Origin of the sequence: Streptomyces sp. cg36 (assembly GCF_041080675.1) — a bacterium.
Classification (GTDB): domain Bacteria; phylum Actinomycetota; class Actinomycetes; order Streptomycetales; family Streptomycetaceae; genus Streptomyces.
The window spans coordinates 1,563,273-1,589,500 of the sequence record NZ_CP163520.1 but is presented as its reverse complement, the minus strand read 5'-3'; the positions used below and the strand labels follow the sequence as shown (position 1 = coordinate 1,589,500).

The 26,228-nt window shown below is 69.7% G+C and carries 19 protein-coding genes and 3 pseudogenes; 6 read left to right on the top strand and 16 right to left on the bottom strand.

Going from position 1 to position 26,228, the window contains the following annotated elements:
• Window position 1: 1 nt before the first annotated feature.
• From AB5J87_RS07090 to AB5J87_RS07065, 6 genes are all read right to left on the bottom strand, one after another.
• Window positions 2-571 carry a MaoC family dehydratase gene (locus AB5J87_RS07090; RefSeq protein ID WP_369375175.1) on the bottom strand — a complete coding sequence of 190 codons (570 nt, stop codon included), beginning with the start codon at window positions 569-571 and terminating at the stop codon, window positions 2-4.
• Window positions 572-574: 3 nt separating this feature from the next.
• Window positions 575-1,534 carry a CoA ester lyase gene (locus tag AB5J87_RS07085; protein ID WP_369375173.1) on the bottom strand — a complete coding sequence of 320 codons (960 nt, stop codon included), beginning with the start codon at window positions 1,532-1,534 and terminating at the stop codon, window positions 575-577.
• The gene (locus AB5J87_RS07080) at window positions 1,531-3,552 is read right to left on the bottom strand and encodes a protein meaA (RefSeq protein ID WP_369375171.1); all 2,022 of its coding nucleotides are present in this window, start codon (window positions 3,550-3,552) and stop codon (window positions 1,531-1,533) included. Before AB5J87_RS07080 ends, AB5J87_RS07085 begins: the two co-directional genes overlap by 4 nt.
• Before the next feature lie 14 nt (window positions 3,553-3,566).
• Entirely contained in the window at window positions 3,567-4,904 is a 1,338-nt protein-coding gene (ccrA, locus tag AB5J87_RS07075) for a crotonyl-CoA carboxylase/reductase (RefSeq protein WP_369375169.1), read from the bottom strand.
• 479 nt (window positions 4,905-5,383) lie between these two features.
• Window positions 5,384-6,220 (bottom strand): TetR family transcriptional regulator, encoded by an 837-nt coding sequence (locus AB5J87_RS07070; protein ID WP_369375167.1) that lies wholly within the window; start codon window positions 6,218-6,220, stop codon window positions 5,384-5,386.
• Between the two features lie 97 nt (window positions 6,221-6,317).
• Window positions 6,318-8,099, bottom strand: coding sequence for a 3-hydroxyacyl-CoA dehydrogenase family protein (locus AB5J87_RS07065; protein ID WP_369375165.1), 1,782 nt, complete (start codon window positions 8,097-8,099; stop codon window positions 6,318-6,320).
• 345 nt (window positions 8,100-8,444) lie between these two features.
• On the opposite strand from AB5J87_RS07065, the gene AB5J87_RS07060 reads away from it, so the two are divergent.
• Window positions 8,445-9,020, top strand: a complete 576-nt coding sequence (locus AB5J87_RS07060; RefSeq protein ID WP_369375163.1) for a HEAT repeat domain-containing protein — start codon at window positions 8,445-8,447, stop codon at window positions 9,018-9,020.
• A 26-nt stretch (window positions 9,021-9,046) separates the two neighbouring features.
• Here AB5J87_RS07060 and AB5J87_RS07055 read toward each other — a convergent pair.
• The 6 genes and pseudogenes from AB5J87_RS07055 to AB5J87_RS07030 all read right to left on the bottom strand — a co-directional run.
• A pseudogene (locus AB5J87_RS07055) lies at window positions 9,047-9,403 on the bottom strand (N-acetyltransferase family protein); the annotation flags it as partial.
• A gap of 131 nt (window positions 9,404-9,534) precedes the next feature.
• Window positions 9,535-9,936 carry a RidA family protein gene (locus tag AB5J87_RS07050; protein ID WP_369375161.1) on the bottom strand — a complete coding sequence of 134 codons (402 nt, stop codon included), beginning with the start codon at window positions 9,934-9,936 and terminating at the stop codon, window positions 9,535-9,537.
• Between the two features lie 102 nt (window positions 9,937-10,038).
• Window positions 10,039-10,671, bottom strand: a pseudogene (locus AB5J87_RS07045) (radical SAM protein); the annotation flags it as partial.
• 465 nt (window positions 10,672-11,136) lie between these two features.
• Window positions 11,137-12,036 carry a radical SAM protein gene (locus AB5J87_RS07040; RefSeq protein ID WP_369375159.1) on the bottom strand — a complete coding sequence of 300 codons (900 nt, stop codon included), beginning with the start codon at window positions 12,034-12,036 and terminating at the stop codon, window positions 11,137-11,139.
• A 186-nt stretch (window positions 12,037-12,222) separates the two neighbouring features.
• A complete protein-coding gene (locus AB5J87_RS07035; RefSeq protein WP_369375157.1) occupies window positions 12,223-12,543 on the bottom strand; it encodes a hypothetical protein in 321 nt (106 codons plus the stop codon).
• A complete protein-coding gene (locus AB5J87_RS07030; protein WP_369375155.1) occupies window positions 12,540-12,695 on the bottom strand; it encodes a hypothetical protein in 156 nt (51 codons plus the stop codon). Before AB5J87_RS07030 ends, AB5J87_RS07035 begins: the two co-directional genes overlap by 4 nt.
• A gap of 349 nt (window positions 12,696-13,044) precedes the next feature.
• Here AB5J87_RS07030 and AB5J87_RS07025 point away from each other — a divergent pair, with 349 nt between their 5' ends.
• The gene (locus AB5J87_RS07025; protein WP_369375153.1) at window positions 13,045-14,256 is read left to right on the top strand and encodes a helix-turn-helix transcriptional regulator; all 1,212 of its coding nucleotides are present in this window, start codon (window positions 13,045-13,047) and stop codon (window positions 14,254-14,256) included.
• 681 nt (window positions 14,257-14,937) lie between these two features.
• Here AB5J87_RS07025 and AB5J87_RS07020 read toward each other — a convergent pair.
• The 3 genes and pseudogenes from AB5J87_RS07020 to AB5J87_RS07010 form a co-directional block, all read right to left on the bottom strand.
• On the bottom strand, window positions 14,938-15,777 hold the full coding sequence (locus AB5J87_RS07020; RefSeq protein ID WP_369375151.1) for a recombinase family protein: 840 nt from the start codon (window positions 15,775-15,777) through the stop codon (window positions 14,938-14,940).
• A 645-nt stretch (window positions 15,778-16,422) separates the two neighbouring features.
• The gene (locus tag AB5J87_RS07015; protein ID WP_369375149.1) at window positions 16,423-18,069 is read right to left on the bottom strand and encodes a recombinase family protein; all 1,647 of its coding nucleotides are present in this window, start codon (window positions 18,067-18,069) and stop codon (window positions 16,423-16,425) included.
• Window positions 18,070-18,118: 49 nt separating this feature from the next.
• Window positions 18,119-18,532: pseudogene (locus tag AB5J87_RS07010) on the bottom strand (radical SAM protein); the annotation flags it as partial.
• Between the two features lie 174 nt (window positions 18,533-18,706).
• On the opposite strand from AB5J87_RS07010, the gene AB5J87_RS07005 reads away from it, so the two are divergent.
• The 4 genes from AB5J87_RS07005 (at window position 18,707) to AB5J87_RS06990 (ending at window position 25,223) form a co-directional block, all read left to right on the top strand.
• Complete coding sequence (locus AB5J87_RS07005; protein WP_369375147.1) at window positions 18,707-19,150, top strand: SRPBCC family protein; 444 nt, start codon at window positions 18,707-18,709, stop codon at window positions 19,148-19,150.
• Window positions 19,151-19,479: 329 nt separating this feature from the next.
• Entirely contained in the window at window positions 19,480-21,798 is a 2,319-nt protein-coding gene (locus tag AB5J87_RS07000) for an MFS transporter (RefSeq protein WP_369383387.1), read from the top strand.
• Between the two features lie 134 nt (window positions 21,799-21,932).
• Window positions 21,933-24,392, top strand: coding sequence for a SpoIIE family protein phosphatase (locus AB5J87_RS06995; protein ID WP_369375145.1), 2,460 nt, complete (start codon window positions 21,933-21,935; stop codon window positions 24,390-24,392).
• A 105-nt stretch (window positions 24,393-24,497) separates the two neighbouring features.
• Window positions 24,498-25,223, top strand: a complete 726-nt coding sequence (locus tag AB5J87_RS06990) for a class I SAM-dependent methyltransferase (protein ID WP_369375143.1) — start codon at window positions 24,498-24,500, stop codon at window positions 25,221-25,223.
• A 24-nt stretch (window positions 25,224-25,247) separates the two neighbouring features.
• Here AB5J87_RS06990 and AB5J87_RS06985 read toward each other — a convergent pair whose 3' ends face one another.
• Window positions 25,248-26,096 (bottom strand): lytic polysaccharide monooxygenase, encoded by an 849-nt coding sequence (locus AB5J87_RS06985; RefSeq protein ID WP_369375141.1) that lies wholly within the window; start codon window positions 26,094-26,096, stop codon window positions 25,248-25,250.
• Window positions 26,097-26,228: the final 132 nt, after the last annotated feature.

Genomic DNA, 26,228 nt, shown 5'->3' with positions numbered 1-26,228 from the left:
GCTACTTCTCCTGCGACTTGGGCTGCGAATCGGCGCCGCCGCCCTGAAGGGGCGTCGATTGAGGGCGGTGGTGGGAGACGGCCGGGCGGCCGGGCTGCTCGCCGCCGCGCTCCTTGATGTACGTCTCGGTGGGGACCATCACCTTGCGCCGGAAGACGCAGACGAGGGTGCCGTCCTGCTTGTAGCCCTTGGTCTCGACGTACACGATCCCGCGGTCGCTCTTCGACTTCGAGGGCGTCTTGTCCAGGACCGTCGTCTCGCCGTAGATCGTGTCGCCGTGGAAGGTCGGCGCCACGTGCCGCAGCGACTCGATCTCCAGGTTGGCGATGGCCTTCCCGGACACGTCCGGGACGCTCATGCCCAGCAGCAGCGAGTAGATGTAGTTGCCCACCACCACGTTCTTGCCGAAGTCGGTGGTGTTCTCGGCGTAGTTGGCGTCCAGGTGGAGCGGGTGGTGGTTCATGGTGAGCAGACAGAACAGGTGGTCGTCGTACTCGGTGACCGTCTTCCCGGGCCAGTGCTTGTACACGGCCCCGACGGTGAACTCTTCGTAGGTGCGGCCGAACTGCATGGGTTACGCCTCCGGGATCTCGAACTTCGACGTGCGCTGCATGCCGGCCGCCCGGCCCTTGCCCGAGATGACCAGCGCCATCTTGCGGCTGGCCTCGTCGATCATCTCGTCGCCGAGCATCGCCGAGCCCTTCTTGCCGCCGGCCTCGGAGGTGAAGTACTCGTACGCGTCCAGGATCAGCTCGGCGTGGTCGTAGTCCTCCTGGGAGGGCGAGAAGACCTCGTTGGACGCCTCGACCTGGCCGGGGTGCAGCACCCACTTGCCGTCGAAGCCGAGGGCGGCGGCGCGCTGGGCGACCGCCCTGTAGCCGTCGATGTTCTTGATCTGGAGGTAGGGGCCGTCGATAGCCTGGAGGTTGTTGGCGCGGGCCGCCATCAGGATCTTCATCAGGATGAAGTGGTACGCGTCGGCCGGGTAGCCGGGCGGCTGCTCGCCCACGACCAGGGACTTCATGTTGATGGAGGCCATGAAGTCGGCCGGGCCGAAGATGATCGTCTCGACCCGCTGGGACGCCTGCGCGATCGCGTTGACGTTGTTGAGGCCCTGGGCGTTCTCGATCTGCGCCTCGATGCCGATCTTGCCGACCTCGAAGCCCATGGTCTTCTCGATCTGGGTGAGCAGCAGGTCCAGCGCCACGATCTGCTCGGCGTTCTGGACCTTGGGCAGCATGATGCAGTCGAGGTTGTGGCCCGCGCCCTCGACGACGGTCACGACATCGCGGTAGGTCCACTCGGTGGTCCAGTCGTTGACCCGTACGACCCGGGTCTTGCCGGTCCAGTCGCCCTCGTTCAGGAACTTCACGATGGTGTGCCGGGCCTCCGGCTTGGCGAGCGGCGCGCAGGCGTCCTCCAGGTCGAGGAAGACCTGGTCGGCGGGGAGCCCCTGCGCCTTCTCCAGGAAGCGCGGGTTCGAGCCCGGGACGGCGAGGCACGAACGGCGCGGGCGGAGACGGTTCACAGTCATGCGGGGACCTCCAGAGGGTCGAGCTTGTTCGCTTTCCGGATCTCGTCGACGATACGGCCGATGATCTCCGTGATACCGAAGTCCTTCGGGGTGAAGACGGCGGCCACGCCCGCCGCGCACAGCTCCTCGGCGTCGGCCGGCGGGATGATCCCGCCGACGATCACCGGGATGTCGACGGCGCCGGCCTCGCGCAGCCGGACCAGCACGTCGGGCACCAGCTCGGCGTGCGAGCCGGACAGGATGGAGAGGCCCACGCAGTGCACATCCTCCGCCAGGGCGGCGTTCACGATCTGCTCGGGGGTGAGCCGGATCCCCTGGTAGACCACCTCGAAACCGGCGTCACGCGCGCGTACGGCGATCTGCTCGGCCCCGTTGGAGTGGCCGTCCAGGCCCGGCTTGCCCACCAGCAGGCGCAGCCGGCCCGCGCCCAGCTCCTCGGCCGTGCGCGTCACCTTCTCGCGCACCAGGGCCAGCGGTGTGCCCGCCTCGGCCGGCACCGCGACCGGGGCGGACGAGACGCCGGTGGGGGCCCGGAACTCGCCGAAGACGTCGCGCAGCGCCCAGGACCACTCGCCGGTGGTGACGCCCGCGCGGACGCACTCCAGGGTCGCGGCCATCAGGTTCTCGGTCCCGGCGGCGGCCTTCTTCAGCGCGGCCAGCGCCTCCGAGGCCCGGTTCTCGTCCCGGTTGTCGCGCCACTCGTGCAGCTTCGCCACCACCCGCGCCTCGTTGGCCGGGTCCACCGTCATGATCGCGGTGTCCAGGTCGGAGGTGAGCGGGTTGGGCTCGGTCGACTCGTAGCAGTTGACGCCGACGATCTTCTCCTCGCCGCCCTCGATCCGGGCCCGGCGCTCGGCGTGCGAGGAGACCAGCTGCGACTTGAGGTAGCCGGACTCGACGGCCGCCATCGCGCCGCCCATCTGCTGGATCCGCTCGATCTCGGCCAGGCACTCCTGGACCAGCGAGTCGACCTTGGCCTCGATGACGTGCGACCCGGCGAAGATGTCCTCGTACTCCAGCAGGTCGCTCTCGTGCGCGAGGACCTGCTGGATGCGCAGCGACCACTGCTGGTCCCAGGGGCGCGGCAGCCCGAGCGCCTCGTTCCAGGCGGGCAGCTGGACGGCCCGCGCGCGGGCGTCCTTGGAGAGCGTCACGGCCAGCATCTCCAGCACGATCCGCTGGACGTTGTTCTCCGGCTGCGCCTCGGTGAGCCCGAGGGAGTTGACCTGGACGCCGTAGCGGAAGCGGCGCTGCTTGGCGTTCTCGATGCCGTACCGCTCGCGGGTGACCTGGTCCCAGATGCGGCCGAAGGCGCGCATCTTGCACATCTCCTCGACGAACCGGACGCCCGCGTTCACGAAGAACGAGATCCGGGCCACCACCTCGCCCCTGCGGTCCTCGGGCACCTGCCCGGAGGCGGACACCGCGTCGAGCACGGCGATCGCGGTGGACATCGCGTACGAGATCTCCTGGACCGGGGTGGCCCCCGCCTCCTGGAGGTGGTAGCTGCAGATGTTGATCGGGTTCCACTTGGGGATGTGGTTGACCGTGTACGTGATCATGTCCGTGGTCAGCCGCAGCGACGGGCCGGGCGGGAAGACGTGCGTCCCGCGCGAGAGGTACTCCTTGACGATGTCGTTCTGCGTCGTGCCCTGGAGCCGGGTGATGGCCTCCTTGTCGAGACCTTGCTCCTCCGCGACCACCTGGTACATGGCGAGCAGCCACATCGCGGTGGCGTTGATCGTCATCGAGGTGTTCATCTGCTCCAGCGGGATCTCCTGGAACAGCCGCCGCATGTCGCCGAGATGGGAGACCGGGACCCCGACCCGGCCCACCTCGCCGCGGGCGAGGATGTGGTCCGGGTCGTAGCCGGTCTGCGTCGGCAGGTCGAAGGCGACCGAGAGACCGGTCTGGCCCTTGGCGAGGTTGCGCCGGTAGAGCTCGTTGGACGCCTCGGCCGTCGAGTGACCGGCGTACGTCCGCATGAGCCAGGGCCGGTCCTTCTGGCGCTCAGTCATGTGTCGCTCCGTGCTCAGATGTTGCGGAAGCGGTTGATGGCGTCGAGGTGCTTGGCGCGGAGCTCGTGGTCGCGGACGCCCAGGCCCTCGCGGGGGGCGAGCGCCAGGACGCCGACCTTGCCCTGGTGCAGGTTGCGGTGCACGTCGTAGGCGGCCTGTCCGGTCTCCTCCAGGCCGTAGACCTTGGAGAGGGTGGGGTGGATCTTGCCCTTGGCGATGAGGCGGTTGGCCTCCCACGCCTCGCGGTAGTTGGCGAAGTGCGAGCCGATGATGCGCTTCAGGGACATCCACAGGTAGCGGTTGTCGTACTCGTGCATGTACCCCGAAGTGGAGGCGCACGTGGTGATGGTGCCGCCCTTGCGGGTGACGTACACGCTGGCGCCGAAGGTCTCGCGGCCGGGGTGCTCGAAGACGATGTCGATGTCCTCGCCGCCGGTCAGCTCGCGGATGCGCTTGCCGAAGCGCTTCCACTCCTTGGGGTCCTGGGTCTGCTCGTCCTTCCAGAACTTGTAGCCCTCGGCGTTGCGGTCGATGATCGCCTCGGCGCCCATGGAGCGGCAGATGTCCGCCTTCTGGTCGCTGGAGACGACACAGATGGGGTTGGCGCCGCCGGCCAGCGCGAACTGGGTGGCGTAGGAGCCGAGGCCGCCGCTGGCGCCCCAGATCAGCACGTTGTCGCCCTGCTTCATGCCGGCGCCGTTGCGCGAGACCAGCTGGCGGTAGGCGGTGGAGTTGACCAGACCGGGCGCCGCCGCCTCCTCCCACGAGAGGTGGTCGGGCTTGGGCATCAGCTGGTTCGACTTGACCAGGGCGATCTCGGCCAGTCCGCCGAAGTTGGTCTCGAAGCCCCAGATCCGCTGCTCGGGGTCGAGCATCGTGTCGTTGTGGCCGTCGCTGGACTCCATCTCGACGGAGAGGCAGTGCGCCACGACCTCGTCGCCGGGCTTCCAGGCGTTGACGCCGGGGCCGGTGCGCAGCACGACGCCCGCCAGGTCGGAGCCGATCACGTGGTACGGCAGGTCGTGGCGCTTGGCGAGCTCGCTGACCCGGCCGTAGCGCTCCAGGAAGCCGAACGTGGAGAGCGGCTCGAAGATCGAGGTCCACACCGAGTTGTAGTTGACCGAGGAGGCCATGACGGCCACCAGGGCCTCGCCCGGGCCGAGTTCGGGGACCGGCACGTCGTCGAGGTGGAGCGACTTGCGCGGGTCCTTGTCCCGGGTGGCGAGCCCGGCGAACATCTCCGTCTCGTCCTTGTGCACGGTGACGGCACGGTACGAGTCGGGGAGCGGCAGAGCGGCGAAGTCGGCGGAGGTGGTCTCCGACGACTGGATCGCGTCCAGGATTTCCTTCACGGTGTTGCCTCCGGCGGTTTGGGGTCTCCCCAGGTCGAGCTGGGTGGAGAGCTCGGGGGTGCGTCCGGGGACGCGGCGGGGAACGTCGGTGCTGCTGCTGGTGTGAGGTGTGCCGTCGGTTCGGCGGAGGTGGTGCTGTGGCAGCGCTTGGTGGCGCGGGAGGGTTGCCTGTGACGCAGGCGTCCGGGCGCGCGAGCCGGGTCCCCGGGGCGGGCCCGGGAGGGACTTGCGGGGACAGCCGGCGTACGAGGGGTCTCTGCACGCCGGCCGCCCGGACAACATCAACGTATGGCACGCGGTGCCAGTCGGCAAGACACTGCGTGCCAACAATTTCTCTCAATTGCGTAATGACCTGCACGAATGAGCGATGATCGATCGAACACCGCCCCCGGAACGCCGAAACCCGCCCCCGGACGGGGACGGGCCTCGGTGTTTCGGACAGTTCGGCGGACGGGTCGGCGGCGCGGCCGACGGACGGGTCAGCGCTGCCGCAGCGCCTTCTTGATCGACTGCATGATCTCGTCCAGCGGCGCGTCGGTCCGGGCCACCGCCACCAGCACCTCGTCGGCGGTGGAGACCGACGCGGCGGCGGCCTTCGGCCGGGCGGTGCGCCCGGCGCCGATGCCGGAGCCGAAGGTCTCCCGGACGATCGCGAACGCGTGGTCGAGCTGGGTCTCCACATCGCCCTGCCCGCCCGCCCGCAGCCAGCGCCGCAGCACGTGGTTGTGGGCGGTGACGACCGCCGAGGCGGCCACCTCCGCCAGCAGCGGGTCGTCGTTGCCGGCGTGGTGCTCGTGCTCGTCGAAGTGGCCCAGGAGGTAGCGGGTGAACAGGCGCTCGTAGCGGGCCACCGAGGCGATCTCGGCCTCGCGCAGGGTCGGCACCTCGCGGGTCAGCTTGTAGCGCGCCACGGAGACCGAGGGGGAGGCCGCGTACATCTTCATGACCTCCTTGATCCCCCGGCACACGGTGTCCAGCGGATGCTCGTGCGCGGGAGCGGCGTTGAGCACCGCCTCCGCCCGCACCAGGGTGTCGTCGTGGTCGGGGAAGATCGCCTCTTCCTTGGAGCGGAAGTGGCGGAAGAAGGTGCGGCGGGCGACCCCGGCGCGGGCCGCGATCTCGTCGACCGTGGTGGCCTCGTACCCCTTGGCCGAGAAGAGCTCCATGGCCGCGGCGGCGAGCTCGCGGCGCATCTTGAGCCGCTGTGCCGCCGCGCGGCTGCCGGCGGCACTTTCCGGGGCGTCGGGCGCGGCGGACGCTCGGGTCGGCCGTTTCGAGGAGGAAGCGGGCTGGGGCATGGACCGAACGTACTGCATATGTGCAGGAAGTCGCGCTCGCGGGGGCGGACCGCCCGAGGGTTCGAGCAGCCCGCCCCAGCCCTCCCCCGGCGGCTGCGCGGGGGAGCCCCAGGGGTCAGCGGCGGGCATACTCGCGGAATCCACGGCCCGTCTTGCGGCCCAGGCACCCGGCCGCCACCAGATGCTCCAGGAGCGGGGCGGGCGCGAGCCCCGGGTCGCGGAACTCGGCGTGCAGCACCTTCTCGATGGCCAGCGAGACGTCCAGGCCGACCACGTCGAGGAGTTCGAAGGGCCCCATCGGGTAGCCGCCGCCCAGCTTCATCGCCGCGTCGATGTCGTCGAGCGAGGCGTAGTGCTCCTGGACCATCTTGATCGCGTTGTTGAGGTACGGGAAGAGCAGCGCGTTCACGATGAACCCGGCCCGGTCGCCGCAGTCCACCGGGTGCTTGCGGATCTTCGCGGTGACCTCGCGGACGGTGGCGTGCACCTCGTCCGAGGTCAGCACCGTGCGGACGATCTCCACCAGCTTCATGGCCGGGGCCGGGTTGAAGAAGTGCATCCCGATGACGTCCTGCGGGCGCGCGGTGGCGCGGGCGCAGGCGACGACCGGCAGCGAGGAGGTGGTGGTGGCGAGCACCGCGCCGGGCTTGCAGATCTTGTCCAGGGAGGCGAACAGCTGCTGCTTGATCCCCAGGTCCTCGGCGACGGCCTCCACCGCCAGGTCGACCTCGGCGAAGGCGTCCAGCGAGCCGGCCGGCACGATCCGGGCCAGCGTCCGCTCCCGGGCCTCGGCGCTCATCCGGCCCTTGTCGACCGAGCGGGCCAGCGACTTGGCGATCCGGGCCTTGGCCGTCTCGGCCTTCTCCTGGCCGCGCGCGGCCAGCACCACGTCGTACCCGGCCTTGGCGAACACCTCGGCGATGCCGGAGGCCATGGTGCCCGAACCGGCCACCCCGACCGAGGCGACCGCCCGGCCCACGGTGGTGCCCGCGGCGGTGGAGCGCGTCTGGGCGTCGGGCACCACGACGGCGCTGCCCGGACCCTCGTACGTGTAGAAGCCGCGGCCCGACTTGCGGCCGGTCAGGCCCGCCTCGGCGAGCTGGCCGAGGATCGGCGCGGGGGCGTGCAGCCGGTCGCGCGAGTCGGTGTACATCGCCTCCAGGACCGTGCGGGCGGTGTCGATGCCGATCAGGTCCAGCAGTTCGAGCGGGCCCATCGGCAGTCCGCAGCCCAGCTTCATCGCGGCGTCGATGTCCTCGCGGGAGGCGTACTTCGACTCGTACATCGCGGCGGCCTGGTTGAGGTAGCCGAAGAGCAGCCCGTCGGCGACGAAGCCCGGCCGGTCGCCGACCGCCACCGGCTCCTTGCCGAGGTCCAGGGCGAGCCGGGTGACCGCCTCCACGGCGGGCGGGGCGGTCAGCACCGAGGAGACCACCTCGACCAGCTTCATGGCCGGGGCCGGGTTGAAGAAGTGCAGTCCGAGCACGCGCTCGGGGTGCGCCGACTCGGCGGCGAGCCGGGTCACCGAGAGGGCGTTGGTGCCGGTCGCCAGGATCGCGGTGGGCGCCACGATCTTGTCCAGCGCGGCGAACACCTGCTGCTTGAGCTCGTACGACTCGGGCACGACCTCGATGACCAGCTCGGCCTCGGCCGCGGCCTGGAGGTCGGTGAAGGTCCGGAACCGGGCCAGGACGTCGCGCCGCTCCTCCTCGGTGAGGCGCTCACGGGTGACGGCGCGGGCGGTGGACGCCTCCAGCGCGGCCACGGCCCGCCGGGCGGCGCGCTCGCTGACGTCGATGCCGATGACCTCGCGGCCCGCGCGGGTGAGCACTTCGGCGATGCCGGTGCCCATGGTGCCGAGACCGACCACGGCGACGGTGTTCAGGGGGGTGTCCATCACGGGACTCCAGGGTGAGTGACGACTGAGGAGAGGGCGCACGCGGCCGGCCCCGGGGCCCGGGGCCGGGAGCTGCGGGTACGCCAACGGGCGCACGGCGTGCGGGAGTTGTGTGTCGTGGTGCAGAGAGCCTGAGAGCCGACGGACCCTGTCCCGGGATCCGGTCGTGGTACTGCCGAACCGACCAGCACTCGCGGCGGCTGCGTCACCAGGCCGCCCGAGTCGCGGGGGGTACCCGCTCACTTGAGATTAACTCGTGGGTAACGAGCGCGCCAGAGGTCCCGCCGAACCGGTCGATGTGATCTGGCTCGCCCCCGGGCGCGGCCGGGCCATTACGCTGCCCGCATGGACGACGAGCTCCGGTCCCTCGCGGACCGGCTCCGGGACGAGGCGCGGGCCCCGGACGCGCAGCGGGAGTACCGGCGGCTGCTCGCCACCGGGGACCACGACGCACTCGCCGCCGTGCTCATCGAGCGCGAACGGCCGCTGTGGGCACGCGAGATCGCCGCGTTCCGCCTGGGGTGCGCGGGGGACCGGCGCGCCTTCGAGTCGCTGGTGCTGCTGCTCAACCACCGCGACCCGGAGCGCTGCGTCTCGGCCGCGCACGCGCTGGCCCGGCTCGGCGACCCCCGCACGGCGCGGGCCGCCGCCGCCCTCGCCACCAACACCCTGCGCACCGCCTACGCCCTGCATCCGGTGCGCCTGCTCACCGCGCTGCGCGCCCCCGAGTCCGTCCCCGCGCTGATCACCACCCTGCGCCCGCTGCTCGCGCCGGACACGCCCTACTGGCGGGTGGCGCTGGCCTGCGTCGAGGGGCTGGGCGAACTCGGCGACAAGCGCGCGGTGCAGGTGCTGGAGACCGCGCTGTCGCGTCCGAGGCTGGCCTCGGCGGCGGCGGTCGCGCTCAGACGCATCGCATAGCGGATCTCGGGCACGGCGACCCCGTCCACCTCGAAGTCCTCGGCGCCGCCGTCCGGGGCGAAGCCCGCGCGCTCGTAGAACCGGCGGGCGCGGGCGTTGCCCTCCAGCACCCACAGCCGCAGCGCCGGATAGCCGTCGGACTGCGCGCGCGCCACCAGACGGTCCATGAGCAGCCGTCCCGCGCCCGTGGACCAGTGCTCGGGACGCACATAGAGCGCGTACAGCTCGCCGTCCGTCCGGTGGACGCCCCCGCCCTCCCGGTACGGCCCGCAGCAGCCCCAGCCGATGACCTCGCCCGCCCGCTCGGCGACGAGCTGGACGACCGACCCGTCGCCCCGCGCCACGCGCTCGCGCAGCCGCTCGGCGTCGCGCGCCACGCTCATCCCGTCCAGGTGCGCCTGCGGTATCAGCCCGCGGTAGGCGGCCCGCCAGCCCGACACCCGCGCGAGGGCGACCGCCTCGCAGTCGGCCTCGGTCATCTCCCGTACGGACAGCTGTGGATCGGCGGGCATGCTCAGCGGTCCGCCACGACCGCGAACGCCTCGATCTCCATCAGGAGTTCGGGCCGGAACAGGGCGGCGACCTGGACCGCCGAGGTGGCGGGGAGGCGGCCGTTGGTCAGATGGGCGTCGCGCGCCTCGCGTATCGCGGGCAGAAGGGCGATGTCGGTGACGAACACCGTCATCTTGATGACGTCGTCGAAGGTCGCCCCGGCGGCCTCCAGGCAGCGGCGCAGGTTCTCGAAGACCTGGTGCGCCTGGGCGACCGGGTCGCCCTCGCCGACGACGGCGCCCTTCTCGTCCAGGGCGCACTGGCCGGACAGGGCGACGAACCGGCCGGTGCCCCACACCACATGGCTGTAGTTGACACCGGGGGCCACGCCGTCCGGGGTGGCGATGTGCGTGAGCGAAGTCATGCGCCCATCCTGGCCCATGCCACGGACAATCGGGCAGCGAGTTTCGGCCGCGGCGGGCGCGCGCAGCGCGGCGCGCCGGAGCGGGCGGCCCGGGACCGGCCCTCAGAGCAGGGTGAGCTGGGTGGGCCCGGCGGGCAGCGGGCGTTCGCCCGGCGGAATGCGCCGGGCCGCGCCCCGGTGCGCCGGGCCGATGCCGAACTCGGCCGCGAGGTCGTGCACTTGGCGGGTGATCCGGCGCTGGTACCACTTCGGCGCGTAGGCGCCTTCCGCGTACAGCCGCTCGTACCGCCGCACGAGCTGGGGATGGTGCTCGGCCAGCCACGCCATGTACCACTCGCGCGCCCCCGGCCGCAGATGCAGCACCAGCGGGGTCACCGAGGTGGCGCCGGAGGCGGCGATCGCGCGGACGGTGGCGCGCAGCTGGTCGGGGTGGTCGCCGAGGAACGGGACGACCGGAGCCATCAGCACCCCGCAGCCGATGCCCGCGTCCGTGAGGGCGCGCACCACGTCGAGCCGCCGCTCGGGCGCGGGCGTGCCCGGCTCGACCGTGCGCCACAGGGCGTGGTCGGTGAACCCCACCGAGACGCAGACCCCGACGTGGGTCACCTCGGACGCCTGCCGCAGCAGCTCCAGATCGCGCAGGATCAAGGTGCCCTTGGTGAGGATGGAGAACGGGTTGGCGCGGTCGCGCAGCGCCTCGATGATCCCCGGCATCAGCCGGTAGCGGCCCTCGGCGTGTTGCACACCCCCCTAAGCCGTTCTGACCTGCTGAAACGCGAGAGAGCCCCGGTCGGCGCGAGTGAAGCGCGAATCGGGGCAAAACTCACTGATGAGCGTGGGCGCGGGTGCTCTGGTCTCGCAACTCAGCTAGGCGCCGTTGGAATACGGTCCCGGCAACGTGAGCCCCCCGCTCCCTGCTGGGGGTGGCCTGTTCAATCAGGTGATGGGCTGCCGCCTTCAGGTGTGCCGACCACGCCAATACATGCTGTTGAGCGGTCCGCCCGCACTGCTGGGGCTCACCAGGGAGGCACAGCGGAAGATCAGGGCCGATCTTGTTGGCGGCATGCCGGATGTACCGGGCGATGGTGGCCCACTCCTCTTCGGTCCGCTGTACGGCGCTGGTGTTGCCGTCCGTACCCCACGGGCCGAAATCGTCGCCGTGATCGTGCATATGCGTACTCCCTGGTGAGCCTCGGGGTGTTAGGCGGGCGAGCCGATCGTAGCCGTGCTGTCCGCCTCCCTGGGGTCACAGTGACCGACCGAGGGAACGCACGGACCACACGGACCACACATGGGTAGGAATTGCGGCGGAGCACACGCGCTGACTCCTTCCCCATGCACGCTGGTGATCTTGGCCGCTACCTCCGTCATCTGCTTACCGCCCCAGATTTTGGCGAGTGGGGTCTCCCTGATGTTTCCGAGAACCAGGAACCGACCCAAAACGCACGGCCATACGGCTCCGTCCGGGCCGATCGCGCACTTTTCGTGGGCACAGTGTCCGCAAAGATCGTTGATGGCCGGTACAGCCCCCTTGCTTGCCCGTCCGAATGCGCGTGTGCGGTCGCCGCCAACCTGTTCCACCCCAAGGTCTAAGAGGTCTTGAAGTCCTTGGCGGGCCCGTTGTTCCGGCCGCACCGTAACGACTCCGCCGCGCAGCGGGATACCCAGCTCAAGTGCCTTCTTGATGTTCGCGCGGGTCTTCTTGTGCGAGCCTCGAAGTCGGGTTACTTCGTCGTGTTGTTCGGCTGTGTCCGAGTAGTAAGACGTGGCGAGTTTGACCCTGCACTCTATGAACGTCTTCCACAGGTGGGAGCGAATGTGGGTGAGGTTCGAGAAAACTTCTATACCCAGCCCCCGCGCATGGGCGTGCTCAATCAGTTCCGGGAGGTTCGGATGTAACGTGGGCTCTCCACCGATGAACTGGACATCCTCCGCGCCAATGTCTGCCAACTGGTCAATAGTGCTTGCCCAGTTGTGTTTGGTCATCATGCCGTGCGTTCCCTTCGGAGAAGAGTCGGCGTAGCAGTGATCGCAGAACTCATTGCACAGTCCGGTGATCTCTAACCACGCGAACTTCAAAGGGTTTTGGGCAGTGCTCATCGTCTGACTCCTTCAGGCTTTGGCTGTGTGAGTGGCCCGTCCCGGCGGAATGGACCTCAACCACTTACCGGGACGGGCGTCTTGCCCCGACCCCCGGCGGTACGGGGTCCCACTGCCTCTCGCGCGCCGTGCCATCCGTAGCAGGGGCGAGTACTGCGGGCAGTGGGCCGCCAGGGACCGGGAGTCTCAGGGGCGGGCCGCTCGCGCGTGTTCCTCGGCGGTTGCCCGTTCGAGCCGGTTGGCTTGCGCCCGCCGTTCTTGCTCCTGGGCGTTATCAAGCACCACAACCGCCATGTCCCGCACGGTGCGCATGAAGATTGCGTGGCCTGTCTCGGCGGTGTGCTGAAGCATGGCGTCGCTCCCGGCCTTGAGGTCCGCCGTCGCGTGCAGCATCCATTGACAGCGGCCCTCAGTGCGGGACGTGCATCGGGCCGCGAGGGTGAGTTCGCTGTCGGGGTGGCGCTGCACCTTGTAGACGACAGCGCGCAGTGTGCTGCGGATGGTCATGGCCGTTCCTTCGACTCGTTGGCGGGGCGGAATGCGGCGGCTTCCCAGAGGGGCCCGTTGCCGTCCGGCGGCACCAGCGTGACCGTGCGTGTCTCGCCGTCCCATGCGATGGCCTTGCCGAGGCGTCCGCGCGCTGTGTCCTTGACGATCACGCCGGGATCGGGAACCCACGGGGCCCCCATCACTTCGACCGGACCGGCGTGGACCACACGCGCGCCAAGCGCATCTCGTGCATGGTCGGTTCGCGGAGGCGCTCGGGCGGTGCGGCCCATTCGGCACCCCCGCCGGGCGGGACCAGGTACACGCTGGCCTCGTACAGGCGCCGTACCTCTCCGGTCCGGCCGTCCGCTGTGTCGACTGCGTACCGCCCCTGTGTGGGGGCCCAGTTGTGGGCCATCGCTTATCGCCGTCCCCTCGAATCTAGCGAGCCTTGATCGTCCTGCCGCAAAGCGATGCCGACTAGCGGCCCCGTGTAGGCCAGGTGTCGGCCAGACTGACCCCATGGGAACCACGATCGGGGCCAACATCCGGCGCGAACGGGAACGGTTCGGGTGGAGCCAAGCGCGCCTAGCGCGGGAGGTCTGTCGCGTTGCTGGCATCCAGGGCGAACCGGTCGGCCGTCAGGAGATCAGCCGATGGGAGATTGGGAAGCGCACGCCCCGCGAATGGCTGCCATTCCTTGCTGCCGCCCTCGGGGTGGAGCCGGAAGCCCTCACGGGGCCCCAGACGCCCACTGAGCCGCCTTTGCCGACCCTGGCCGACTACTTGCCCGAGGGGGACCCGCTAGCCCCTCTCAGCGCCCGTGAGGGCCGCCGTGTCGGCATTGGTCAGGTAGACGACCTACAGCAGCGGGTGCACGGCCTGCGGCTGGCCGACGACGTATTAGCCGGAGGTGACCTCATCCGCCCTGCGCTGCGGGAACTGCGGTCGGCCGTTCAGTTGTACCGCGAGGGTGCCCACACAGGGGAGGTGGGTCGTCAACTGTTACGGCAAATCGGTGAGTTGTCGCAGATTGCCGGTTGGATTGCGAGTGACGCCGGACAGCACGCCGAGGCGGAACGGATCTACCGGCTAGGACTCAGCGCGGCGACACAAGCCGAGGACAGTACCCTTGCCGGGAATCTCGCGGGTTCGCTTGCCTACCAACTCAGCAATACAGGAAGAGAGTTGGAGGGAGTTGATCTTGCTTGCGCTGCACTCTATGGGGCCGGGCCGGACGCTCCGCCGAAAGCCCGTGCGCTCTACCTTGATCGAGTTGCATGGGCCCACACAAGAGCGGGCGGAACCGAGAATGCGCAGCATGCAATGCGGGCCCTAGGGGAGGCGTCGGAAGCGCTGAACTCAGACAGTGGCGAATTCGAGGAACCCGCCTATCTGTATTGGGTAGACGTCAGGGAACTGCAAATCATGGAATCCAGGGTCTACACCGAAATTCGGCGGCCGCTTCGCGCTGTTCCTCTGCTCCGTGACGTGCTGAGCCGGTACGACGCCACGCATACGCGGGAACTCGCGCTCTACCTCTCATGGCTGGCCGTTGCCTACGCCGACGCGAACGAGCCCGAGGAAGCGGCGGCAACAGCGGAACGGGTGATCTCGCTATCTGTGGACGTGGCCAGCGAGCGGACGGCAGAGCGTGTACGGGTGGTGCTGGCCCGGCTTGCTGAGTACGACGATGTACCCGAGGTGCGAGCGGTTCTTAACGGCGCGGTGTAGGGCAGGGGCCCCCGCAGCCGACATCTACCCGCGATCACGGAAAGTGCCCAGCTTCTCGCCAGCTAGCTCTGAGTGAATCGGACATTTGCCTACATCGAGACCAGTTTGCCGACTGGATGGCAACTGAACGTGACGGAACACCAAAGGCCCCCAACGGCACTTGGCCATCGGGGGTCTTGATCAGCGCGGACGCGCGGGAGGGCTCAGGCTCAACCGCTGAATCGAAGGCCCAAACCGCTTCGACGACTCCAAAACCCGTAGAGACAGCGGGGTGCTATACGGAACCGGTCTGGAAAAGTTCCCAATAGGGGGTTACCCCCGGGGGTATATCCGCCAAAGGCGGGAAGCTGTCCGTCACGACAGGGCGACCGGATCGGCAGCCGTCACGGCCCGTTCGCTGGTCCGGGGACTTGCTTCGGGACACGTTGACGCCACCTTCCGGGGGCTTAACTACCCGTTAAGGGGTGCCTTCTTCGTGGACCCAAACCGGGCCTTGCTCAGCAATGCCAAGGGCCTTGACCTTTGGGGGGCGTGGAAAAAGGTTCACACCCAGCGTGCACGAATCGAGCTTGGGCCGGGATCGCTGGCGGGCATGCCGTCTGAACTTTCGACGCGCCATGCCCCGGACGACGGAAGGACCGCCCACCACCAGGGGCAGACGGTCCCTCAGATCAGTTCGGCTCACTCGTCGTCGGCAAGGGCCCGGTACATGGTGGCGCGAGACACCCCGAGGGCCTTGGCAATGGCCGTCACGCTCTCCCCGCTGGCGTGGCGCGCACGAGCGGCGGCAAGCTTGTCCGGGTCCATGACCGTGGGCCGTCCGCCGTGGCGCCCGTTGCTGGCGGCCGTCTCCAGACCCTCCATGGTCTTTTCCCGGATGCCCTCCCGCTCCACCTCAGCGGCCACGGCCAGGACCGCGAAGACGATGGCCCCGGCGCCGTGCGGATCATGGATGCCCTGAAGGGGACCCGACAGGATCTCAAGCTGAATCCCGTCCGCCTGGAGAGCCGCCCCCAGCGTCATCAACTCCGCAGCGCCCCGGGCAAGCCTCTTCATCTCCGCCACGGTCAAGATCACCGGCTGATGGGGAGAAGCCGCCTTGATGTCCCGGGCCAGCGTCAGCGCCGACTCGAACTCCGGACGCGTCTTCACGCGAGTTGAGATCTTCTCGGAGAACACCTTGGTGCAGTCGGCGCGCGCCAACATGTCCAACTGAGACTGAAGCTCCTGAGCGGCCGTGGAGCAGCGCGCGTAGCCGATCCGGATGGGAGCGCCCGGCGTCGCCTCGGGGGCCGTCACGGGGGCAACCAGGGCCGCCCACGTCTTCCCCGGGGACCGGTCGGCCGGAGTCTTCACCGTCAGTTCCGCCTTGAGCGACGGGACCAGCGCGAAGCGGGCCGTGTGGTAGCTCGCGGCGATCTTGCCCGAACCCGTCCGGCACGGGCTACCGGCGGGGGCGGCGCACTTGGGGCAGTCGTGGCGCTCGGTCAGATCAGCGCGGGAAGTGGCGTTCGTCGTCATGCGCCAATCGTCTCACAAAGGCGTCTCAGAATCCATGGAGTCCCGCAACCTTTTGAGACGAGTATTGAGACGGGCGCAGCGGGCGAAACGGACATGGCGCGGGTCTCGTCGCAGTCGTCTCACAAACCATCGATTGTGAGACGGGTCGGGGTGATCACGGGGCGTGATGCGCTGAGACCCCGAGGCCGCACCCGCCTGTCGCCGCTGACGGGCAATCAGCGGACCGCCCTCAACGCTGAGGGGTGGTGAGCCAGGTCACAAGGGCCCGTCCTTGTGACCCCTTTTCCCGCCCCCAGTGACAGCGGCCATGCAGCGCGAGGGGCAACCGACACTCATCCCACCCCCTCTGACCTGGGGTTATGTTGTGAGTGTTGATTCAGACATACAAAGTAGGCAGTCATAAGAAAACCTATAGCCTGGCTCAAACCGCTCTCAGGAACAGCACTCGACACATCCCGCTGTGCGCGCGGAAGACGCCCGATTATGCGAAAGCCGCTGAGCGCCCGCCTAACGGCCTGCGGGGGCATCCCTGGCGGTTCCCTCCACCGGCGCTGCGGAAGGCGGTTACGCGCCCGCTCGTGGCGTCTGAGGGCATGGGGAAGGGCCCCGCCCGGATCGTTCCGAACGAGGCCCTTGGGTTGTTGCCTAGGCAGTAGTGACCCACTCGGGTTCGTCAAGCCAATTGATCTCCATGCGCGAATCTCCGTCAAACTGGACCCCTCGCTTGGGCGCGCGCCGAACTCGAATTCTCCGGATTGCCAGTCGCAAGAGATCGCGTTTCAGCGGGAGGTCTGCCGCTTCCCACGCTTCGCGCTGTTGTTCCAACTCCAGTAGGAACGTAATATCAACCGGCCCTGTGCCTCGTACGTCATCGAGTGACTTTTGCGCAGTCATAACGGCTGCGTTAGCCTCGGTTAGCTGCGGAGCGAAGAACCGTTCTGACGGGCCGTCGAATAGTCCAGCACGCCGGTCCTGCCATAGGCGGGAGAGAACGCGTTCCGCGTCCGCCAGAGAGGCCCTTGCAGTCTGCTCCTCCTCGGATGTCTGCGGGTCCTTCCTGGCCGCCCAGCGTTCCGCCACGATGACCAACAGTGGGTCGTCCAGGTCGGCCGATTGGAGCCGAGCTGACCATCGCTGAAATACGTATTCCTCGGCGCTGTGTGCGGCGACATTCGCGGGGGCCGGACATACTCCGCCAGCGCGGGAGCGCCAACATGCGTAGGACGTTCCGGCGCTCGGCATGGATGACGAACATCCGCAGCATTCAAGTAGGTCTGTAAGCAGGTGCTTTGCCTTCCAGGATTCAGCGTCTGCCGGGGGGCCATTTCCGCGCGATGCTGCCTGTGCCTCGTTGTATTCCTCTTCTTTGAGCAGTGGCGGGCCGACCATGACGCTGACCTTTTTGCCACTCTCGTTGAGGTAGAGCATCCGGCGAGATCGATTGTCGGAGCGTCCGGTTATTTGCCAACCGGCATAGGCGGGGTTGCCGATCATGTTTGCAACGGTACTGAATGCCCAGTCACCGCCCGTGGGTGACGGAATGCCACGTGCATTCAACCGGCGTGCCATTTCTCGCTTGGTTACTCGCGCTACCGGCCATTGGTACGTGACCAAGCGGGCAATCTCCATCTTCGTTACTTCGGGCTCACCGGGAATACCGGCGGAGGTTTCCGGGTCTCGCTCTAGCTTTCGTTCCTCTATCTCTTCGCCGTCCTCATCAAACGCGGAAATATTGACGACGCGTAGGCCGTAAGGGGCGGCTCCGTTAAGCCACTCGCCGTTTTCGAGTTGGAAAGTCTTGGTGTTCCTGACTCGCTCGCTCAATACCTCGGTTTCCTCGCGGGCATCCTCGGCGCGGCGGATCAATTCAGAGCGGTCACGAGGGTTGACGCTGTCGAGTCCGATTCCAGGATTATCGGCGTCGCCGTTGTCGATGAGCAAACGGCGGGGTCGGCCATCTGCGGGTTCTACAATTGAGAGGATTGCACCGGCGCCCCGGCGGGTCCATCGGTCCAAGCGAAACACCCATAGGGCCCCGATTTCTCCTCGATCCAAAGCCTGTAGGGCGAGATCCTGTTTAGGTACTTTCTTGGACCGGCGAAACCGGGATGCAGACCCAACCTCACGCCAAACATGACGAACCGTCAGGCCAAGTAGTTCGGCTGTCTTGCGGCCTCGGGCTTCTTGCGCGCTGACCGAGATTTCCCGACGGCCGGTCTTGCTTTTAACAGCCTGGCTCTTCCGGCACACCAAGTCGATGAGGTGGCTTGTGTCATCCGTCTGCGGGTTCATGGTGGCCATATTCGCAGGTCAGGGCCACTTAGGGAAGTGTGCAACCCTCCTCGGCCCGCTGGTAGCAGTCGACGTTGGTGCCCATCGCGATGTGCGCGCCCTGCCAGCGGGCCGACGCCAGATGGCGGCGCAGCAGCTCGGGCGCGTTGACCTTGACCACGATCTGCGAGTCGAAGCCGAGCCCGGTGTCCAGGTCGAGGTAGCTGTGCGTCTTGCGGGCGAAGCAGTACACGCACGCGTGCGTACAGCCCCGGTACGGGTTGACGGTCCACTCGAACGGCATCCGGGACACCCCGGGCACCCGGTTGACGATCGAACGCGCGCGGACCTCGTGGAAGGTCACGCCCCGGAACTCGGGGGTGTCGAAGGTGCGCGTGACCACCGCGTCCGCGTCGAACAGCGCGGCCGGGCGGCCCGCTCCCGGCCCGGTCGGGTCGCTACCGGCCAGATGGTCCCAGCGCATGAACGCCTCCTCGGAGCTCCTCGGTCTCTTCCGCACCCTCGACCTCAGAATAGAACAACTGTTCCCATGATCGCCGCAACCCCGATTTTGGGGCCCCGCACCCGAGGTGATTGGCTTTGCACACCCCGAATCCGGGCGCACCCCCCGGATGTCACGAGTGCTGGAGGAAGATCCATGGCGCAGGTCGAGGCCACGACGGAGCGGATCATCGCGGCGGACCCGGAGACGGTGTTCGACACGGTGGCCGACTACAAGGAGAGCCGCCCCAAGCTCCTGCCCGAGCACTTCAGCGAGTACCAGGTCCAGGAGGGCGGCGACGGCGAGGGCACCGTCGTGCACTGGAAGCTCCAGGCGACCAGCAAGCGCGTGCGCGACTGCCTGCTCGACGTGACCGAGCCGACCGACGGACAGCTGGTCGAGAAGGACCGCAACTCCTCCATGGTCACCACCTGGACCGTCACCCCGGCCGGCGAGGGCAGCTCCCGCGTCGTGGTGAGCACCGTGTGGAACGGGGCGGGCGGCATCGGCGGATTCTTCGAGAAGACCTTCGCCCCCAAGGGACTTGCCCGCATCTACGACGCGGCGCTCGCCAACCTGGCGGCGACCGTGGAGAAGTAACCGGTTCGAGTGGTCTTCCCGGCGGTCCGGTGGTGCGCCCGCGTGCCACCGGACCGTGTGAAAGACCCTGATGGGGCGGACGACGGGCGCTCGCCCGGGGCGAGTTGTGCGCCCCCGGCCGCCCCCTCTTCCGCTTGCTCCCCATAAGCGCCCGATGTGCAGTATGTACGCCGCGCAGGCGAACGGGCGGTGCGAGGAGGGGAGCGGACGTGGGCGGGATCACTCTGGTCAAGGACCCGGCGCAGGACGGGCCTTCGGGGGAGCGGTGGACCGGCGGTGATCCGGTCCCGTACCCCGTCGAGGAGGAACGGGCGGGGGAACCGCCGGACGTGCGGACCGGTCCGCTCGTGGAGCTCGGCCCCCGGCAGGTGCGGCTCGTCTTCGTCGGCCTGATGCTCACCATGCTGCTCGCGGCGCTCGACCAGATGATCGTGGCGACCGCGCTGCCGAAGATCGTCGGCGATCTGCACGGCCTCGACAAGGTCTCCTGGGCCGTCACCGCCTATCTGCTGGCCTCCACCATCGGGCTGCCCATCTACGGCAAGCTCGGCGACCTCTTCGGCCGCAAGCCCGTCTTCCAGTTCGCCATCGTCGTCTTCGTGATCGGCTCGGCGCTGGCGGGCTGGTCGCGCACCATGGACCAGCTCATCGCCTTCCGCGCGGTCCAGGGCGTGGGCGGCGGCGGGCTCATGATCGGCGTGCAGGCGATCATCGCGGACATCGTGCCGCCCCGCGAACGGGGCCGCTTCATGGGGCTGATCGGCGCGGTCTACGGCCTGGCCTCGGTGGCGGGCCCGCTGCTCGGCGGCTTCTTCACCGACCACGCCTCGTGGCGCTGGTGCTTCTACATCAACGTCCCCTTCGGCCTGGTCACCCTCGCCGTGATCGCCATGGTCCTCCGGCTGCCCCGGCCCACGGCCCGCCCGCGCCTGGACATCCTCGGCTCGCTGCTGCTGATCGCGGCCTCGACCTGTGTGGTGCTGCTGACCAGTTGGGGCGGTACGGAGTACGCCTGGGGCTCGCGCACCATCGTGGGGCTCGGCGCCGGGGCCGTGGGAACGACCCTGCTGTTCCTGGTGGTCGAGAACTACGCGCGCGAACCCGTCATCCCGCTGCGGCTGTTCCGCGACTCGATCTTCAACGTCTCCGGCCTGGTGGGCGCGGTCATCGGGGTGGCGCTCTTCGGCGCGGCCAGCTATCTGCCGACCTTCCTGCAGATGGTCGACGGCGCGAGCGCGACCGAGTCCGGGCTGCTGGTGCTGCCGATGATGGGCGGCATCGTCGGAGCCTCCATCGTCTCGGGCCAGCTGATCAGCCGCACCGGCCGCTACAAGATCTACCCGGTGCTCGGCAGCGCGGTCTCGGCCGTCGGCATGTGGCTGCTGTCCCGGCTGGCGACGGACACGCCCCGGCTCACCTACAGCATCTGGATGGCGGTCCTCGGCATCGGGATCGGCCTGGTCATGCCGGTGCTGATCCTCGCCGTGCAGAACGCGGCGGACCCCGCCGACCTCGGCACCGCCACCAGCGCCAACAACTACTTCCGGCAGATCGGCGGCAGCGTCGGCGCCGCCGTGTTCGGCACCCTGTTCACCAACCGCCTCGCCCACTCCCTCACCGAGCAGTTCCCGGCGGGCGCGCACCTCCCCGACGCGGAGTCGATCACCCCGCAGCTGGTCCACTCCATGCCGCCCGCGCTGCGCGACGGCTACATCCGGGCGTACGCCGACGCGATGCCGCGGATCTTCCTCTACCTGGTGCCGGTGCTCGTGGTCGGCCTCCTGCTCGCCTTCTTCCTCAAGGAGAAACCGCTGGTGTCCCAGAACGCCCCCGCCGCCGTCGACGCCGCCCCCCTGCCGCAGGCGCGCACCCCCCAGACCGGCTACACCAGCGGCGTCCCGGTCTGCGGCACGGTCCAGCACCACGACGGGACCACCGTGCCGCGCGCCGCGCTCACCCTCGTCGACGTGCGCGGCCGGCAGGTCGGACGCGGCGGCAGCGGCGAGGACGGACGGTACGCGCTGAGCGTGCCGGGCGCCGGTTCGTACGTACTGATCGCCGCGGCCGGCGGCCACCAGCCGCAGGCCGTCTCGGTGACGGTCGGCGAGCGCCCGGTCGAGCTCGACGTGGTCCTCGGCGGCGCCGGGCGGCTCGCCGGGGTGGTCGTGACCGCCGACGGCACCCCCGTACGGGACGCCGCCGTCACCCTCACCGACGTGCGCGGCGAGGTCGTCGCCACCACCCGCAGCGGGCGCGAAGGGTCCTATGTGATCGGCGAGTTGGTGGCCGGGGAGTACACCCTGGCGGCCAGCGCGCCCGCCTTCCGGCCCGCCGCGCTGCCGGTCAGCGTGCAGGCGTCGCGCGAGACCCGGCAGGACATCGAGCTCGCGGGCGGCGCGGTGCTGCGCGGCACGGTCCGGGCCGGCGGCGGACGGCCCGTCGAGGACGCGCGCGTGACGCTGCTGGACGCGGCCGGGAACGTGGTGGACACCCTCACCACGGGCCCCGACGGCACCTTCCGCTTCGTCGACCTCTCCTCGGGCGAGTACACGGTCATCGCGGCCGGATATCCGCCGGTCGCCACCGTCCTCCAGGTCGCGGGCGGCGGGCGCACCGAGCGCGACCTCCAGCTGGGGCACGAGGACTGACCATTATTCAACTGTTTGTCCGGTGCGCGCGGGCGTGCGCCCTATTCGGGCGTTGCCCCGCGCGCGGCCTTCGCATGGCCGTACGGTAGGTGGCACAGCCGCAGATCCTTGCGGCGGGGAAGGAGCCTCCACCCATGGACAGTGGCACTCCGCCGACGCTGCCGCGGCAGTCCGCCGTGGCCGGCCGGATCCCGCTTGCCGTGATCGTCGTGGACGGCGACGGCCTGGTGTCACACTGGTCCACCGGTGCGCGCAGGCTGTTCGGCCCCGCCCGCGAGGAGGCGGTGGGCCGCTCCGCCCTCGATCTGCTGCCGGTCTCCGGCGCCCTGTGCCAGGACGCCCCCGCCGGACCGGAGTTCGACGAGGGGTACGCGGCGTACGAGGGGTACGACGAGTTCGGCCCCGGCCTGGACGCCTCGCTCAACGGCCTCACCTCGTATCCGACGGCGGGCCGGGCCACCCTCTCCGATCCCGGGCGGGCCCGGCTCGACGTGCTGTGGTGGGCCTATCCGCTGGTCGGGCCGGGCCCCGAGCGGCTGCTGGTGCTCGCGGCGAGCGCGGCCCAGCTGCACGCCGAGCACCTCGACCCGGAGCGGGGCGGGGTGGAGCGGATCGCGCCCGGCTTCGCCCTGCACACCGAGTTCCAGGGCGCCGAGGAGCTGGCCGGGCGGCTGCCCGAGATCCTGCCCAGCATGAGCGTCGGCGAGAGCTCGCGGATCGTCTCCCAGGTGCTCGAACTCGGCTACCCCGTACTGGAGTTCAGTCAGCACGACCGGGTACCGGTGACGCCCGACTGGGGTGTGCCGCGGCGCGCCGGGCGCCCGGCCGTCCGGCCCGGCGACGGCCCGGATCCGGTAGCGGCGGAGCGGGCGCCCGCGCCCGGGTTCGAGCAGGACCTCGAATACGCGGCGGTGCGCGAGCGGCTGGAGTTCCTCAACGAGGTCAGCGGCCGGATCGGCTCCTCCCTCGATCTCGCCCGGACCATCCACGAGGTGAGCGCGGCCGTGGTGCCGCGGTTCACCGATGTCGCGGGCACCTATCTGCGCGAACAGGTCATCGCGGGCGAGGGGTTCCCGGACGGGCCGCCCGACGAGACCACCCTGTGGCACCGGGTGGCGGTGGAGCACGTCGACGAGCCGGGGCGCTGGGACGACGTCGTCCCGGTGGGCGAGTCCATGCCGTTCCCCGCGCACACGCCGTTCTTCCAGTGCATGACCAGCGGCGATCCCGTGCTCGTCCCGCGCATCAGCGAGCAGATGGGCACCGCCATCGCCTCGCAGTTCGAGAAGCGCGACATCCGGCCCCTGATCAACGGCCGGTCCATGCTGGTGGTTCCGCTCAAGGCCCGCAACGTGGTGCTCGGCTTCATGATCCTGCTGCGCCACGCCGAGCGGGCGGTCTTCAACGACATGGACCGGGTCACCGGCGCCGAACTCGCCGCCCGCGCCGGTCTCGTCCTCGACAACGCCCGGATGTACACCTACCAGGAGAGCGTCGCCGACACCCTCCAGGACTCGATGCTGCCGCAGGTCACCCCGAGGATGACCGGCTGCGACACGGCGACCCGCTATCTGCCGGGCACCCTGCTCGGCCGGGTCGGCGGCGACTGGTTCGACTCGGTCAAACTGCCCGGCTCCCGGATCGCCCTGGTCGTCGGCGACGTGATGGGCCACGGGCTCAACTCGGCTGCGATGATGGGCCAGTTGCGCACCGCCGTACAGACCATGGCCGGGCTCGACCTGCCGCCCGCCCAGCTCCTGCGCAACCTGGACGACCTGGCCCAGCGGCTCGGCGAGCACTATCTGGCGACCTGCCTGTACGCGGTGTACGACCCGATCGAGGGCGAGCTGCTGCTGGCCAACGCGGGCCATGTGCCGCCGGTGCTGGTCCGCGCGTCCGACGGCCGCAGCGAGCTCCTGGAGCTGCCGACCGGGGCGCCCATCGGGGTCGGCGGAGTGCCCTTCGAGACCGTACGGGTCCGGGTCGAGCCCGGTGACCGGCTGGTCATGTGCACCGACGGACTGGTCGAGGTGCGCGGCGAGGACATCGGCGTCGGGCTCGCCACGCTCTGCGAGTCGGCCGCCCACCCCGCCGCCTCCATGGACGACGCCTGCGACACCATCATCCGCGCCCTCAACACCCGGGGTGGCCGCAAGGACGACGTGGCGCTGCTGATGGCCCGGCTCAACGGCATCGCGCGCGAGGACGTCGCCGAGTGGCGGCTCGCCATCGACGCGCGAGAGGTCTCCCGGGCCCGGCGCCTGGTCGCCGACCAGCTCGGCGAGTGGGAGCTGGCGGAGGTGGCGGAGACGGTCGAGCTGCTGATCAGCGAGGTCGTCACCAATGCCGTACGGCACGCGCACAGCCACCAGGTGCGGCTGCGGATGGTCCGGGCGGAGACCCTGCGCTGCGAGGTGGTGGACGACGACCACACGCTGCCGATGCTGACGCACGCCGGGCCGCTGGACGAGTCCGGGCGCGGGCTGCGGGTGGTGAGCCGGCTGGCCCGGGAGTGGGGCACCAGCCGCACGGCCGAGGGCAAGACCGTGTGGTTCGAGGTGCCGCTGCCGCGCAGGGGGCGCACGAGGCGCTGAACCGGCTCGAACACCGGGTGAATGATTGCGCCCGGTCCTTGTCGGCGTGCGCCCGGAGCGATAGACCGATCATGACACTGTGCGTGCCAGCCTGGGGAGTCGGTCATGAGCGTGACGAATCGGTACAAGGGTGCTTGGGACGGCTTCTGGGGCGAGGCGCCCGACGAGCCGGGCGCGGTGTTCTGGGACGCGGAGCCGGCCCTCACCGCGGGCCCCCACCTCGCGCTCTTCGAGCCCCATCTGGCCGATCTGGCACTGCCGATGGTCGACCTCGGCTGCGGCAACGGCACCCAGACCCGCTTCCTGGCCGACCGCTACGACAGCGTCGTCGGCGTCGACCTCTCGGCCGCCGCCGTGGAGCGCGCCAAGAGCCAGGACCCGGACGGGCGGGCCCGGTTCGAGGAGCTGGACGCGACCGACGAGAAGGCCGTCCAGGAGCTGCACGCGCGGCTGGGCGACGCCAACGTGTATGTGCGCGGGGTGCTGCACCAGTGCGAACCGGCCGACCGCGCGCCGCTGGCCGAAGCCGTCGCCACCCTGGTGGGCGCGCGCGGCCGGGCCCTGCTGGTGGAGCTGGCGGAGGGGGCCAAGCAGGTCCTGGCGGGGCTGGTCCAGGACCCGGCCGGGGCGCCGCCGAAGCTGCGCCCGGTCTTCGCGCACGGGCTGACCCCGGGCGCGGTGCCCGACGCGGCCGTGCCCGCGCTGCTGGAGGCGGCCGGGCTCACGGTCGTGGCCGGGGGCGAACTGCCCCTGACCACGACCGAGTACGGCCCGGACGGCACCCGGATCGTGCTGCCCTCCAAGTGGTGGGTGGTGGGCCGCACCGGGTGAGGCCCGCCTCGGCGCGGGCGCGGGTCAGGAGTCCTTGCGCCGGCGCAGCAGCAGCACCCCGCCGGCCAGGACGCCCGCCACCGAGACGGCGGCGACCGGCTGGGCCATCGAGCCGAGGGCGAACGAGTCGGACGGCGGGGTGCCGCCGCCGTGCCCGTGGTGGCTGACGGTCGACTTCGCGGCTCCGGCGGCGATGGTCCGGTCGCTGGGCGCGGCGGGCTGGGCGGCGGCCGTCGCCTTGCCGTAGACGACGTCGGAGCAGCTGTAGAACGCCTCGGGGCTGTCGTTGCGCTGCCAGATCTTGTAGATGATGTGGCGGCCGGTGCGGGCGGGCAGGTTGCCGGTGAAGTTGTAGTAGCCGTCGGTGGCGGTGCGGGCCGTGGCATAGGTGGCGACCGGCTGGGTGTCCAGGTCCGACCACTTCAGCGGCTTGGTGGGATCGAAGCCCTCCTTGGTGATGTAGACGGTCATGGTGCCCGAATGGGGCGCCGTCACCCGGAACTTGAAGTCGAACGAGCCCGCGCCGACCGTGGTGGCGGGCCAGTCGGTGCGCGCCCAGTCGAGCGCGCGGTACTTCTCGCGGTTGGCCGAGCACAACTTGCCGTCGGGGATGAGCTGTTGGTGGTGGCCGTCGGCGTTGGCGATGTTCACCTCGTTCCAGTCGTAGAGCGGCTGGGTGCCGGAGTCGGCCACCAGGTCCTTGCAGACCTGGGACTTGGGCGTCTCGGGGCCCTCGGCGTAGCAGGCGGCGATCCGGCTCACCGGGTTGAAGACCGCGCCGTGGGCGGCGGCGGGGGAGGCGGCGACGGAGAGCAGGGACGCGGAGGCCGCGCCGAGGACACCGAGGGCGGCTGCTGTGCGACGTACGGGCATGGGGGGCTCCTTCTCACTCTGGTCCGGACCAGAGACTGGCATTGGTATGGACCAATACACAAGAGGTCTGCACCAATTGGGCCGAGGACCCCACCACTCGCGCCACCGCCGCCCGCGCCACCTGGATTGCGC

What these genes read in the sequence shown, in the direction of transcription:
- AB5J87_RS07090 (WP_369375175.1), bottom strand. Translation starts at nt 571, where the DNA reads ATGCAGTTCGGCCGCACCTACGAAGAGTTCACCGTCGGGGCCGTGTAC.
- AB5J87_RS07085 (WP_369375173.1), bottom strand. Translation starts at nt 1,534, where the DNA reads ATGACTGTGAACCGTCTCCGCCCGCGCCGTTCGTGCCTCGCCGTCCCG.
- AB5J87_RS07080 (WP_369375171.1), bottom strand. Translation starts at nt 3,552, where the DNA reads ATGACTGAGCGCCAGAAGGACCGGCCCTGGCTCATGCGGACGTACGCC.
- AB5J87_RS07070 (WP_369375167.1), bottom strand. Translation starts at nt 6,220, where the DNA reads ATGCAGTACGTTCGGTCCATGCCCCAGCCCGCTTCCTCCTCGAAACGG.
- AB5J87_RS07065 (WP_369375165.1), bottom strand. Translation starts at nt 8,099, where the DNA reads ATGGACACCCCCCTGAACACCGTCGCCGTGGTCGGTCTCGGCACCATG.
- AB5J87_RS07060 (WP_369375163.1), top strand. Translation starts at nt 8,445, where the DNA reads ATGGACGACGAGCTCCGGTCCCTCGCGGACCGGCTCCGGGACGAGGCG.
- AB5J87_RS07050 (WP_369375161.1), bottom strand. Translation starts at nt 9,936, where the DNA reads ATGACTTCGCTCACGCACATCGCCACCCCGGACGGCGTGGCCCCCGGT.
- AB5J87_RS07040 (WP_369375159.1), bottom strand. Translation starts at nt 12,036, where the DNA reads ATGAGCACTGCCCAAAACCCTTTGAAGTTCGCGTGGTTAGAGATCACC.
- AB5J87_RS07035 (WP_369375157.1), bottom strand. Translation starts at nt 12,543, where the DNA reads ATGACCATCCGCAGCACACTGCGCGCTGTCGTCTACAAGGTGCAGCGC.
- AB5J87_RS07025 (WP_369375153.1), top strand. Translation starts at nt 13,045, where the DNA reads ATGGGAACCACGATCGGGGCCAACATCCGGCGCGAACGGGAACGGTTC.
- AB5J87_RS07020 (WP_369375151.1), bottom strand. Translation starts at nt 15,777, where the DNA reads ATGACGACGAACGCCACTTCCCGCGCTGATCTGACCGAGCGCCACGAC.
- AB5J87_RS07015 (WP_369375149.1), bottom strand. Translation starts at nt 18,069, where the DNA reads ATGAACCCGCAGACGGATGACACAAGCCACCTCATCGACTTGGTGTGC.
- AB5J87_RS07005 (WP_369375147.1), top strand. Translation starts at nt 18,707, where the DNA reads ATGGCGCAGGTCGAGGCCACGACGGAGCGGATCATCGCGGCGGACCCG.
- AB5J87_RS06995 (WP_369375145.1), top strand. Translation starts at nt 21,933, where the DNA reads ATGGACAGTGGCACTCCGCCGACGCTGCCGCGGCAGTCCGCCGTGGCC.
- AB5J87_RS06990 (WP_369375143.1), top strand. Translation starts at nt 24,498, where the DNA reads ATGAGCGTGACGAATCGGTACAAGGGTGCTTGGGACGGCTTCTGGGGC.
- AB5J87_RS06985 (WP_369375141.1), bottom strand. Translation starts at nt 26,096, where the DNA reads ATGCCCGTACGTCGCACAGCAGCCGCCCTCGGTGTCCTCGGCGCGGCC.